Origin of the sequence: Amycolatopsis sp. NPDC051371 (assembly GCF_040682155.1) — a bacterium.
Classification (GTDB): Bacteria; Actinomycetota; Actinomycetes; order Mycobacteriales; family Pseudonocardiaceae; genus Amycolatopsis.
In genome coordinates, this window is the sequence record NZ_JBFBAG010000030.1 from 12,282 (window position 1) to 24,734 (window position 12,453).

Below are 12,453 nucleotides of genomic sequence, written 5' to 3' on the forward strand. Positions count from 1 at the left end.
GTCTCGATGATCTTGATGTGGGTATGCGGCTGGGTGCCCGGTGATGGGTGGTGGGCGTGGTCGTTCATGGGTCCCTTTCGGCCGCCGCGTCTCACACACGTCTCACGGACGTGGTGGACGGGGCTGGACTCGGGGCCCCTGACCTGGACGTGACCAGCCGAAACGTGCTACCCCGGACCCTCCTGAACTGATCTTGTTTGACTACGGATCAGAAGGTCAGGGGTTCGAATCCCTTCGGGCGCACGTCTGGTTGAGACAGCACTAGAGCCCCCTCGCAAGAGGGGGCTCTTTTGTGTTCGTCTTCCAGTCGGGCGCATCAGGCCCGTTCGACCTCGTAGTCGTCACCGGGAAAGCCCTCGGGGATGACCGAGGCTTCGATCCTCCCGGCGGCGAGGTTCTCCCAGAACTCGCCAAAGCCACCGTCGAACTCCCACCACTGGCCCCAGCATCGACAGGGCCTTCCGAATCCGTTCACCGTGGGCCAGGAGACTCAACAGCTCGTCCGGTGCGTTCGGGTGCAGGACGGTGCCGAGTTCGGCTTCATCGACTGCTTTGCGTAACTGGACTGGACCAGTGAACACGCCAACGTCTCAGCTGGTCAGCTGCCCGTCGGCACTCTCCGTGGTTGTGCTTCCCTAATTGGTCTGGACCACGTAACGTCTTCGCAAACGGCGCATAAGCACCACCCCGGTCCCCGCCTGGTGGTCCCGCCGTCCCCGTACCTGGCTCAAAGGAGAGCGATGTCCAGAAAGAGATGGCACCTCCTCGGTCTGTTCACCGCGGTCGGCGCGATCGCGGTCGGTCTCGTCACCGTGCCGGCGAGCGCCGCCGGCGGCGTGGGCGCCAGCTTCACGAAGGGCTCCGACTGGGGCACCGGCTACGAAGGCAAGTACACGATCAACAACGGCTCCGGCTCGACGCTGGCCGCCTGGACGGTCGAGTTCGACCTCCCGTCCGGCGCGAAGATCGCCTCCCTCTGGGACGGCAGCTACACCGCGGCCGGCCAGCACGTCACCGTCAAGAACAGCTGGAACGGCAACGTCGGCAACGGCTCGACCGCCAGCTTCGGCTTCAACGTCAGCTACTCCGGCACCTACTCGGCGCCCGCGAACTGCAGGCTGAACGGCGGTTCCTGCGACGCCGGCGGTGGCACCCCGACCACCACGCCGACGACCCCGACGCAGCCGACGACCACCCCCACCACCCCGACCACGCCCCCGACGACCACCACGCCGCCCCCGCCGGGCGGCCTGAAGAACGTCGGCTACTTCGTGCAGTGGGGCGTCTACGGCCGCAACTACCACGTCAAGAACATCGAGACGTCGGGCTCGGCCAGCAAGCTGACCCACATCAACTACGCGTTCGGCAACGTGAAGAACGGCCAGTGCACGGCGAACGACGACCCGTACGCCGACTACCAGAAGACCTACGACGCCGCGGGCAGCGTCGACGGCGTCGCCGACACCTGGGACCAGCCGGTGGCCGGCAACTTCAACCAGCTGCGCAAGCTCAAGAAGCTGCACCCCGGGCTCAAGGTGATCTGGTCGTTCGGCGGCTGGACCTACTCCGGCGGCTTCGGCCAGGCGTCGCAGAACGCCGCCGCGTTCGCGCAGTCCTGCTACAACCTGCTCAAGGACCCGCGCTGGGCGGACATCTGGGACGGCATCGACATCGACTGGGAGTACCCCAACTCCTGCGGCCTTTCCTGTGACACCAGCGGTGCCGCGGCCTACAAGAACCTGATGGGCGCGCTGCGGTCGAAGTTCGGCTCCTCGTTCCTGGTCACCTCGGCGATCACGGCCGACGGCAGCAACGGCGGCAAGCTCGACGTCGCCGACTACGGCGGCGCCGCGCAGTACGTCGACTGGTACAACGTCATGACGTACGACTACTTCGGTGCTTGGGCGGCGCAGGGTCCGACGGCTCCGCACTCGCCGCTGACCAACTTCGCCGGTATCCCGACGCCGGGCTTCTACTCCGACGCGGCGATCCAGAAGCTGAAGAGCAAGGGCGTCCCGTCGAGCAAGCTGTTGCTGGGCATCGGTTTCTACGGCCGCGGCTGGACCGGCGTCACGCAGAGCACGCCGGGCGGCACGGCGACCGGCCCCGCGCCGGGCACCTACGAGCAGGGCATCGAGGACTACAAGGTCCTCAAGAACACCTGCCCGTCGACCGGCACGTTCGCCGGCACCGCGTACGCCAAGTGCGGCAGCAACTGGTGGAGCTACGACACCCCGTCGACCATCAACGGGAAGATGTCCTACGCCAAGCAGCAGGGTCTCGGCGGCGCCTTCTTCTGGGAGCTGACCGGCGACACCACCGGCGGCGAGCTCATCACCGCGATGAAGAACGGCCTGTCGTGACGCGCCGGTGGTTGCCCGCACTCGGGCTGGCGGCCGCGGCCGCCACGATCGGCGCGATGTTCGTGATCGCTCCGGCGAACGCGGCGGGCGGCGTGTCCGCGAGCTTCGCGAAGGGCTCCGACTGGGGCACCGGGTACGAGGGCAAGTACACGATCGCCAACGGCTCGGGCTCGACGCTCGCCACCTGGACCGTCGAGTTCGACCTGCCTTCGGGCGCGAAGATCTCTTCGCTGTGGGACGGCAGCTACACGGCGTCCGGCCAGCACGTCACGGTGAAGAACTCGTGGAACGGCAACGTCGGCAACGGCTCGAGCGCGAGCTTCGGCTTCAACGTGGCGTACTCGGGTTCGTACGTCGCGCCGTCGAACTGCAAGCTCAACGGTGGGTCGTGTGCGGCCGGGGGGACACCCCCCACTACGACACCGCCGCCTACGACGACGCCCCCGCCGACCACCACCCCGCCGCCAGGGACAGGTGGCAAGGGCGCGCCGTACCTCTACATGGGCTGGGGCAGCCCGCCCAACCCGCAGACGGTGATGAACGCGACCGGCGTCAAGTGGTTCACCATGGCGTTCATCAACGCCTCCGGTGGCTGCAACCCGGCGTGGGACAGCAGCCGTCCGCTTTCGGGCAGCGCGGACGCGAGCGCGATCGCGCAGATCAAGGCGGCGGGCGGCCAGGTCGTCCCGTCGTTCGGCGGCTGGAGCGGCAACAAGCTGGGCCCGAACTGCTCGACGTCGGCCGCGCTGGCCGGCGCCTACCAGCAGGTGATCAACGCGTACGGGCTGAAGGCGATCGACATCGACATCGAGAACTCCGACGAGTTCGAGAACGAGGCCGTGCAGGACCGGATCCTGGGCGCGCTGAAGATCGTCAAGCAGAACAACCCGGGCGTGCAGACCATCCTGACGTTCGGCACGTCGACGACCGGCCCGAACTACTACGGCAACCGGCTCATCGACCAGTCGAAGGCCCTGGGCGCCGGCGTGGACGTGTACACGATCATGCCGTTCGACTTCGGCGGCGGCTCGAACATGTACCAGAGCACCGTGAACGCGGCGAACGGCTTGCGCGACAAGCTGAAGTCGACGTTCGGCTGGAGCGACGCCACGGCGTACAGCCACGTGGGCATCTCGGGCATGAACGGCCTGTCCGACCAGCAGGAGCTGACCGACCTGTCGACCTGGACCCAGATCACGAACTGGGCCAAGTCGAATCGCCTCGGCAGGCTGGCGTTCTGGTCGGTGAACCGGGATCGTGGGTGTCCTGGCGGTGGCGTGCAGTCGGCCTGCAGCGGCATCGCCCAGAACGATTGGGACTTCACCAAGGTGACGGCGGGTTTCTGACGTCGTCGTGAATGAAGGCCTCCTTGCCGGCTCCCCGGGCCGGCAAGGAGGCTTCTTCGTTTTCAGAGCGTCTTGACGGCGTCCCCGATCGCTTCGTCCAGGATCGACAGGCCGAGCGAAATCTCCTCTTCGGACGCCGTCAGCGGCGGCGCGATCCGGAACACCCCGCCCATTCCGGGCAGCTGCACGATGTTCATGTGCAGCCCGAGCTCGAGGCAGCGCGCCGTGACCCGCGCGCCCAGCTCGTCCGAGCTGCGCTTGGTCTCGCGGTCGACGACCAGTTCCAGCCCCGCCAGCAGGCCGCGGCCGCGGATGTCGCCGACGACCTCGTGCCGGTGGGCGATGCTTTCGAGGCCGTGGCGCAGCAACGAGCCCAGCTGGAGCGCACGCTCGTCGAGGCGGTCGCGCTGCAGCACGTCCAGGACCGTGTTGCCGACGGCCGCCGGCAGCGGGTCCGCGACGTGCGTGGTGAAGAACAGGAACCCGCGCTCGTGCGCCTCCTGCTCGATTTCCGCGCTGGTCAGCACCGCCGCTAGGGGCAGGCCGGCGCCGAGCGTCTTCGACAGCGTCAGGATGTCCGGGACGACGCCGTCGCGCTCGAACGCGTACCAGTTCCCGGTGCGGCAGAGCCCGGTCTGGGCTTCGTCGAGGATCAGCAGCATGCCGCGTTCCCGGCACTTCTCCTTCAGCGCGGCGAAGTAGCCGACCGGCGGTTCGATGATGCCGCCGGAGCTGAGGATCGGCTCGACGATGCACGCGGCGAGGCTCCCGACCGACTGCGCGTCGATCATCTCGAACCCGAAGTCGAGCTGGCGCCGCCAGTCGAGCTTGCCGTCGGCGTCGGTGAAGTCCGGCCGGTACGCGTTGGGCGCCGGGATGGCGAAGTTGCCGGGCGCGGCAGGCCCGTACCCCTTGCGGCCGGCGCTGTAGGTGGCACTCGCCGCGGCCTGCGTCATGCCGTGCCACGACCGGGCGAACGAGACGATCTCGTGCTTGCCGGTGACGAGCTTCGCCATCCGGATGGCCGCCTCATTGGACTCGGCTCCGGTCGTCAGCAGGAGCGCCTTCTCCAGCGGGTCGGGCAGCGACTCGGCCAAGCGCCGCGCGAGGTCGACGACCGGGCGGCTCAGCATGCCGCTGAACAGGTGGTCGAGCTTCGCGGCCTGCCGCTGGACGGTGTCGACGATCTCCGGGTGCGAATGCCCGAGGATCGCGCTCATCTGGCCGGAGGTGAAGTCGAGGATGCGGCGGCCGTCTTCGGTGAAGACGAAGCTGCCTTCGGCGCGGTCGATGATCTCGTGGGTGAAGGCGCCGCCGTAGCGCACCAGGTGCCGGTCGGCGTCGGCCCAGAAGGCTTCGGACGTGGACAGTTCGGAGGTCGGAGCAGCCATGCATCGACGGTAAGTCCGGTCCGAGCGACACGTCCAGCTCACAATTCCGGCTGTCCTGTTCGGATTTTCCGTACAAGAATAGGGCGATGCTGAACCCGTGGCGCCTGCGGCTGCTGAGCCGGCTCGACACGCTGGGGACGGTCCGCGCGGTGGCGCAGGACGCGAACCTGAGCGCGTCGAGCGTGTCGCAGCAGCTGGCCGTGCTCGAGGCGGAAACCCGCACGCAGCTGCTGGAACGCACCGGCCGCCGGGTGCGGTTGACGCCGGCGGGCCTGATGCTGGCGCGGCGCGCGCGGTCGATCCTCGACCACATGGACACGGTCGAGGCGGAGCTGCGCAGCCTCGGCGAGGAGCCGGTCGGCCAGGTCCGGCTGGGCGCGTTCCAGAGCGCGATCCACACGATGGCGGTCCCGGCGGTGACGCGGCTCGCGAGCGCGTACCCGCACCTGGAGGTCGAGCTGCTGGAGCTGGAGCCGCACGAGAGCATCCCGGCCCTGCGCGGCGGCGACGCGGACGTGATCATCACGACGACCGACTTCGTGCAGCTGCCGCTGGGCCCGGACCTGGACATCGTCCCGCTGGCGACGGACCCGATCGTGCTGGTGACCCCTTCGGAGGGCCCTCGCGGCCCGGCGGTCCTGTCGGCGTACGCGGACTCGCCGTGGGCGCTGGACACGCCGCGGTCGTACATGGCGAACCTGACGCTGCGCCTGTGCCGCGAGTCGGGTTTCGAGCCGCGGGTGGCGTGCCGGTTCAGCAACTACTTGATGACGTTGCAGCACGTCGAGGCCGGGTTGTCGATCGCGCTGCTGCCGGAGCTGGCGGTGGACCGCCGGTACCGGGTGTCGACGCGGGAGCTGGCGTCCCCGGTGACGCGCACGATCGCGGCGGTGGTGCGAAGGGGAACGCCGTTGCGCGCGGGGGTGAACGTGGTCTTGGATGCCCTGCGGCAACCCCCGGATCTCCCGGCTCTCACCGAGTGGAGCGCGTAGCGGCTATTTCTTGTCGTCCTCTTCGGGGTCCGGCGGCTCTTCCGGCATCATCGACGGCTCGCCGCCGCGCAGTGATCTGAACGTGTCCGTGAATCCTTTGAGCCCCCGCTCGGACAGCGCGGCGATACCCAACGCGGCGGAGGTGAGGACGCCGATGGTCGGTTCCGGCGGCGGCACCGAATCGATCCTCGCCTCGTGACCGGTCCGGATCTCGGTCTTTTCGTGGCCGGTCCTGGGTTTTTCGTCGCTGGTTTCGGCTTTCTTCTCGTTTTCGGGACGCCCTTCGATGACCGAGTCGACGTACTCCTCCGCTTCCTCGGACTCTTCCAGTTCGTCCTTCTCCGGATCTTCCGGCACGTCGTCTTCGGCGACCCCGACCTCTTCACGGTTCGGCTTGTCGCGCTCGGGAGCCGGCTGACCCGGGGTTTGCCGCTCCTCGAGTTCTCCGCGTTCGTTGACGACCGCCAGGTAGTCGTTCGGCCCCAATTCCGGGATCCTCGACTCCGGCGGGGGCGGGCCTCCGGGGTCGTCGTCCGCTCCGGGGTCGTCGGGCGGGTCGCCGGCCGACGCGTCGGGACCGCGCGGCCGGCCGGAATCCCGCGTTTCCGCGCCGTCGGCGAGCCGGACCTCCGACGAGTCCGCGCCGGTCTGCCGGACGCCCAGGTCCAGCTCCTGCTGATCTTGGCGCGCCGGAATCTCGACGGGCGTCCGCTGCGGGTCCTCGGGTCGCGCTTCGGCTTGTTCCGGTCCGCCGGGGATCTCGGGGATTTCCCGGCTCGGCGCCTGCTGCTCGACCCGTGCCTCGGCGGACGACTCGTTCCCGGCTTGGGCGCGCGGGTTGAGTTCCCGCTCTCGCTCGAAGTCGCCGTGCTCCGGGGGCGCATCGCGTTCGGTGGCCGGCTCCTGCCGCTCATCCCGATTCGGCTCGGCTTCCTGTGGGGATTCCGCCGGCTCCTGGTGCTCTTGCTCGGTGGATTCCGCCTCGGCTGCCGGTTGTTCGGTCTGAGCCTCGGGAGTCGTCGAGTTCCAGGGGCCGTCCCAGCGCGGGTCGTCCGGCTTCAGCTCTCGTTCCCGTTCGACGTCGTCCGGGTCGTCGGCGCCGGTGTCGGACTGGTCGTCTTCGGGCTGGGCCCGGTCTTCGGTGGGCTCGGTGTCCTCGTCGTCGCGGCGGTCGGTCTCGTCCGCGGTGGTGTCGTCTTCGAGGCGCTCCCCTTCGTCGGTGTGGTCTTCCGCGCCCTCGGTGTCTTCGGGAGGGTTGGGGTCTTCGGTTTCTTCGGCGTTGGTGTTTTCGGGAGGGTTCGGGTCCTCGGCCTCTCCGGCGTCGTCGCCGGCGGGCGGAAGCTCCTCAGCGCCATCGGTCTCGTCGGTGGCCTTCTCCTCGGGAACCTCAGCGTTGTCGGGTGCCGGCTCGTCGTCCTCGACCGGGCCCTCCTCGGGCACCGGCGCCTCGGCCGAATCCACCGGCTGGGCGCCGTCCTCCACCGGGCCCTCCTCCGGAGGAGCCTCCGACGACTCCGCAGTGCCCGGCTCCTCGTCCTCCACCGGGCCTTCCGCGCGATCGCCATCCGGCGGGTCCGGGGGCGGCTCCGGTGCCTCCGGCGCGTCGCTCGTCTCGCTCACCTCAGCCCCCTCGCTTCGTGTCCATCCTCAGGACCCGGGCCGCCGGGAACTTCAGATTCAGGAAGCCCGTCGCCGCGTTGAACTGCTCCACCCGGTCTCGCGCGTTGCTCAGGCGGCCGGCGGCCACGCTGATCAACGTCGGCGACGTCGTGCCCAGCACCGTCGCGTCGTCGTTGCGCCACGTGTCCGGGCGTTGTCGCAACGACGAAAGCTGCTCTGCGGGCGTCGAACCCGGAAGCGTCAACCCGCGCGACGTCGTGTCCACCGATTCGTCCCGCTTCAGCGCCACCAAGACGTCGTACCAGCGGTAGCTCCCCGCCTGCCAGCGGACCTCGGGCCCGGAACAGGCCGAAGAACCCGACAACGTCTGCCAGGCGGAAGAAACCAAATGTGAGAGGAACGCGTCCGCCGAGTTGTACTCCGTGATCCCCGCGTACCGGGCGTCCACCGCCGTCTGGAGCCGGTGTGCCACCGCGCATTCCAACGTCCGCGCGTCGTGGGCAGCGTGCAGCGAAGCGATCCAGGAAGCGGACGGCGAAGGGGACGGGCGGCCGGTGATGTGCGCGACCGTCAACAGCTCCAGCCACAGCACCAGTCGCGGGTCCTCGTCCGCGAGGTACACCGCGTCGCCCAGCTCGCGCAGCGAACACGGCCGGGTCGCACAAGCCTGTCCACACGCGACACTTCGCCGGGAGGCCAGAGCCGGAGCCGAAGAAACCAGAGCAGCGTCCTCGCGAGCCGAACCGAGCGGCATCGAGAGGCGCAACGGCCGGTCCATCCCGTCCGTGAACACCGCCGCGCGACCCGGGGGCAGCGTCACGACGTGGCGTGATTGGGCCTCGCTCAGGTTCATCGTCGCGCCGACCGCTGAACGGTCGTCCAGAGCCGGGAGCCGGTGGAGGATCTTGCACGCCGTGTTCTTGATGACGTCGGGGACGATCTTGCCCGGGATCTGCTCGGCGACGACGATCCCCTCGCCGTACGCCCGGATCTCCGCCAGCAGCGACGTGAACAACTCCACCGCGTGCTCCGTCGGGCTCCCCGGCTCGGCCCGCTTCAGCAGCCGGTGCGCCTCCTCCAGCACCAGCACGTGCTTGAGACCCGACGAACCGGCCACGTGGTGGACGCGCAGGTGCTCGAACAGCCGGATCAGCACCGCGCCGATGAAGAACGCCTTGTCCATGTCGGACCCGATGTCCTCGATCTCCAGCACCACGTTGCCGCGCAACAACTCCGCGACGTCCAACGGGTGGCCGCCCTCGAAGAAGCGGCCGGGTGTGCCCAGGCGCAGGGAGCCGATGCGGACGTCGACGAAGCCGCGGACGTTGTCGGCGACCTCCTTGCCGTAGCCGATGCCCTTGACCACCTCGATCGCCGTCGTCTGCAGGTCGCCGAGGCTCGGGTACTTCACCGGCCCGACGCGCCCGCGCACCTCGCCGGTCACCGGGTCCCAGCCCTGCTCCGTGTAACACCGGGTCAGCGCCTGTGCGAGCACCTGCGGGAACGGCTCGTCCGCGTCGAACGCCGCCAGGAACAGCGCGCGCGTGAGGTCGAGGTGCGTCTGCAGCGGGAAGCCCGCCGCCGGTTCCAGCGGGTTGAGCCCGGCCGGGTACGCGTCCGGGTCGCCCGGCCGGATCACCGTGACGCGGCCGCCCGGCCCGAGCCGGCCCGCCATCGCCGCGTACTCGGCCTTCGCCGGTTCGATGACCAGCCACGGGACGTCCGCGTCGTGCAGGCCCTCCAGCAGGTGCCGGACGGTCTGCGACTTGCCCGAACCCGTCGCGCCCGCGACGAACGTGTGCCGGTTGAGCGTGTCGAGCGCGACGCGGAACTCGCCCACCGGCTGGTCGGCGTCGTCGAGGACGGTGCCGAGCGGGATCTCGCCGGTGAACTCCGGCGTGACGTCGAACAGCGGCGGCTCGGTCATCCGGATTCCCGGCAGCTCGCGCCGCGGCGGGCGCGCGACCGCCGCGACGAACTCGCCGGTCGCGGAAAACGGCGAGGTCAGCGTGCCGGAGGTCGGCTTTTCCCACACTTCGGAGAGACCGGCGCAGTCCGCGCCGGGGGTCAGCACGTACGGCAGCGCGTCGAGGTCGCTGGCGCTGCAGAGCAACGCCGCCGCCGCGCGGGTGCTCGCCTCGTCCGGGCCGCCGACCAGGACGTGCACCGTCCACAGCCCCGCGGGCCGCGCCCGCGACAGCTCCCGGTACCGGCCTTCCGCCCGCAGCAGCGCGATCCGGTCCGGCTCGGAGTTTTCGCGCTGGCGCAGCCGCGGAATCGTCGTCTCGAGCCCGAGCAACTGCCGCTCGACGGCCTCGGCGCCCAACGGCTCGGCGACGACGAGCCAGACGAACTCGCCGGGCAGATGGGCGACGTAGTCGTCGAAGCCGCCGCGGCCCGGCGCCGCCGAGCCGGCCTCCGGTGTCCACAGTGGATCGGGACCGCCCGCGCAACGCGTCCACGCGGGCAGCGCCGCCCAGTCCGGCGTGGGCACGGGCGTGCCGAGGCTGCCCGGCGGGTAGAGGATCGGCACCGGACCGGGCGACGCCGGCCGCGCGACCGGCGAGTGCGGGCGTCCGCCGACCAGCACGCGCAGGGGGCGCGCGCCGCCCGAGCGCTCCCAGGCGACGGCGAACGCCGCGTTCGGACCGCGGTAGCGCAGGTCGGCGTGGGCCGCGGTCAACGCGGCGAACAGCTGGGCCGGGGCGCGGCCGCCGGTCTCCTCGGGCCGGTCGACGCCCGTGGCCAGGTCGTCGCCGCGCGGGACGGACAGCAGCCGATGGAAACTGAATTCGGCCGGAAAGGACATCAGCGCGGCAGCGCGTCGCGGGCGACCCGGTCGAGCAGGACGATGCCCGGGTTGCAGTCGCCCATGACCACTCGCCGCCCGCCGGGACCGGCCTCGACCAGCACGAACGCCGTCGGCGCGAGCGACTGCAGCGCGGTCGGTTCCACCTGGAACTCGTAGACGCGGCCCCGGGTCTCGCCTTCGCTGCGCGAGATCGCCTCGGACTGGTTGACGGTGTCCTGCCAGTTGCTCTCGCGCGAGCTCGACGAGCTGGTGTTCCGGCTCCAGTTGGAGCCGGACGACCACGACCCGCCGCTGCCACCACTTCCGCTGTTGAAGCTGCTGCTGCCGCCGACGCTGTAGCCGCGGCTGCTCGACGAGCCCACGGAGCCGCCGGTGCTGGAGGAGTTGCCCTCGGTGAAGGTCTTGCCCATTTCGGCGGTGAGCTGGGAGAGGACGAACTTGAAGCCGCGGCCGATGAACTCCGCCGCGTTCGCCGCCTCGTTTGCGTTGCCCAGCTGCATCAGCAGGCTGACGCTGCCGGAGCCGCCCAGCAGCTTCTGCAGGTCGTCGCGCAGGTGCCGGAGCAGGAAGACGAGCCGGACGCCCGCGCGCCGCGCCTGCTGGGCCATCGCTTCGAGCGCTTCGAGGCCGATCTGGTCGGCGCCCGCGACGACCAGCACCTCACGGCCGGTGGTCTCACGCGAGTGCAGTTCTTGCAGCGCGCGGTGGAAGACGACGTGGTCGAGGAACCGCTTGTGCCGCCCGATCTTCGTCCGGGTCGCGACGACGGAGAGACCGCGCGAGGGCCAGCTCGCGCGGAACCCGGTGGGCGCGCCTTCGGCGGCATCCTCGGCTCGCGCCAGCCCGCGAATCTCGCCTTCGAGCGCGATCAGCTCGTTGCGGACCTGCTCGGTGTTGCCCACGGTGTCCACATAGGAGTTGAGCTTCCGCAGCTCCTCGGCCGACAGCGTCTCGTCGGAGCCCGCGTCGTACACGCGGCGCAGCACCTGCAGCCCGGCGACGAGCTTGGTGAACGTGACCGGCCCGCTCAGCCGCTCGGCGACGGTGGTGAGCAGGTCGGCGTGCAGACCGCGCAGGTCCTGCCCGAGCGCCGTCCGGTTCAGGTTGTGCATCGCCTCGGCGAGGACCTCGGCCAGCTCGTGTGGGTCGAGATCGGCGAGCAGGCCGAACGCGCCGAGGTCGCGCGGCAGCTCGTGCACCGCGACCTCGTAGCCCTTGCCGGCCGCGGCGATCGCCAGGTCGTCGCCGACGGCCATGTCGGTCAGGTCCAGCAGCAGCATCGACGCGCCGCCGGCCAGCTGGGCGGCACCGCTGGTGGCGAGCAGGCTCGCCCAGCCGTCCTCGGTCCCGCCGAAGACGTCGACGCGGTTCGGCCGCGAGCTCAGTTTCACCGGCTGCCACAGCATCGCGGAGCCGACACGGTCGCGCTCGCGGCGGTCGTGCTCGGCGACGCGCTGCTGCCAGGCGAAGTGGGCCTGCGTGTACGACTCGAGCGCGCGGTTGTAGTTGGACTCGTAGCCGCGCTTCATCACGGTGAACCGCCGCCGCGTCCGGAAGAAGTGCACGATGGCGAGCAGGACGCCGACGCCGAGCACGACGCTCGTGGTGATCTCGGCGGCCAGCGGGATCGTCTTCGAGACGGCGTCCATCATGCCGCCGACCAGCACGACGAGGACGACGGTGAGCGCGAGCCAGCCCAGCAGCCCCAGCCACGCGCGCTTGCTGCGCTTCTGCCGGAACTGGTAGTCGTGGGGCGCGTACACCTGCTCGGCGACCGGCGGCGCCGCCGCCTCCGGGCTCACGGTGACCGCCGCCGGCGGGGTGAACTCCCAGCCCCAGTTTTCGCGCGCCCCGAAGAGCCGCTCCCACATTTCGGTCGTGCCGCCGACCGCAACGTCCCGCCCCTGCACTGGCCCCTCCGGAGTCCGC

At 70.2% G+C, this 12,453-nt stretch carries 7 protein-coding genes; 3 read left to right on the forward strand and 4 right to left on the reverse strand.

The annotated features are described in order from the left end of the window. The first annotated feature begins 740 nt into the window (after positions 1–740). On the forward strand, positions 741–2,363 hold the full coding sequence (locus AB0M59_RS31840; protein ID WP_364622571.1) for a glycosyl hydrolase family 18 protein: 1,623 nt from the start codon (positions 741–743) through the stop codon (positions 2,361–2,363). Next, the gene (locus AB0M59_RS31845) at positions 2,360–3,709 is read left to right on the forward strand and encodes a cellulose binding domain-containing protein (protein ID WP_364622574.1); all 1,350 of its coding nucleotides are present in this window, start codon (positions 2,360–2,362) and stop codon (positions 3,707–3,709) included. The genes AB0M59_RS31840 and AB0M59_RS31845 overlap by 4 nt, the downstream gene beginning before the upstream one ends. 62 nt (positions 3,710–3,771) lie before the next feature. Here AB0M59_RS31845 and AB0M59_RS31850 read toward each other — a convergent pair whose 3' ends face one another. Next, entirely contained in the window at positions 3,772–5,100 is a 1,329-nt protein-coding gene (locus tag AB0M59_RS31850; protein WP_364622576.1) for an aspartate aminotransferase family protein, read from the reverse strand. An 86-nt stretch (positions 5,101–5,186) separates the two neighbouring features. Here AB0M59_RS31850 and AB0M59_RS31855 point away from each other — a divergent pair, with 86 nt between their 5' ends. Beyond that, positions 5,187–6,092 (forward strand): LysR family transcriptional regulator, encoded by a 906-nt coding sequence (locus AB0M59_RS31855; protein ID WP_364622579.1) that lies wholly within the window; start codon positions 5,187–5,189, stop codon positions 6,090–6,092. 3 nt (positions 6,093–6,095) lie between these two features. Here the strand turns inward: AB0M59_RS31855 and AB0M59_RS31860 are convergent, their stop codons facing one another. From AB0M59_RS31860 to AB0M59_RS31870, 3 genes are read right to left on the reverse strand one after another with little or no spacing between them, the layout of a single operon-like run. Next, the gene (locus tag AB0M59_RS31860; RefSeq protein WP_364622582.1) at positions 6,096–7,712 is read right to left on the reverse strand and encodes a hypothetical protein; all 1,617 of its coding nucleotides are present in this window, start codon (positions 7,710–7,712) and stop codon (positions 6,096–6,098) included. Position 7,713: 1 nt separating this feature from the next. Continuing rightward, a complete protein-coding gene (locus AB0M59_RS31865; protein ID WP_364622585.1) occupies positions 7,714–10,521 on the reverse strand; it encodes a helicase HerA-like domain-containing protein in 2,808 nt (935 codons plus the stop codon). After that, positions 10,521–12,434 (reverse strand): hypothetical protein, encoded by a 1,914-nt coding sequence (locus AB0M59_RS31870; protein ID WP_364622588.1) that lies wholly within the window; start codon positions 12,432–12,434, stop codon positions 10,521–10,523. Before AB0M59_RS31870 ends, AB0M59_RS31865 begins: the two co-directional genes overlap by 1 nt. Positions 12,435–12,453 lie beyond the last annotated feature (19 nt).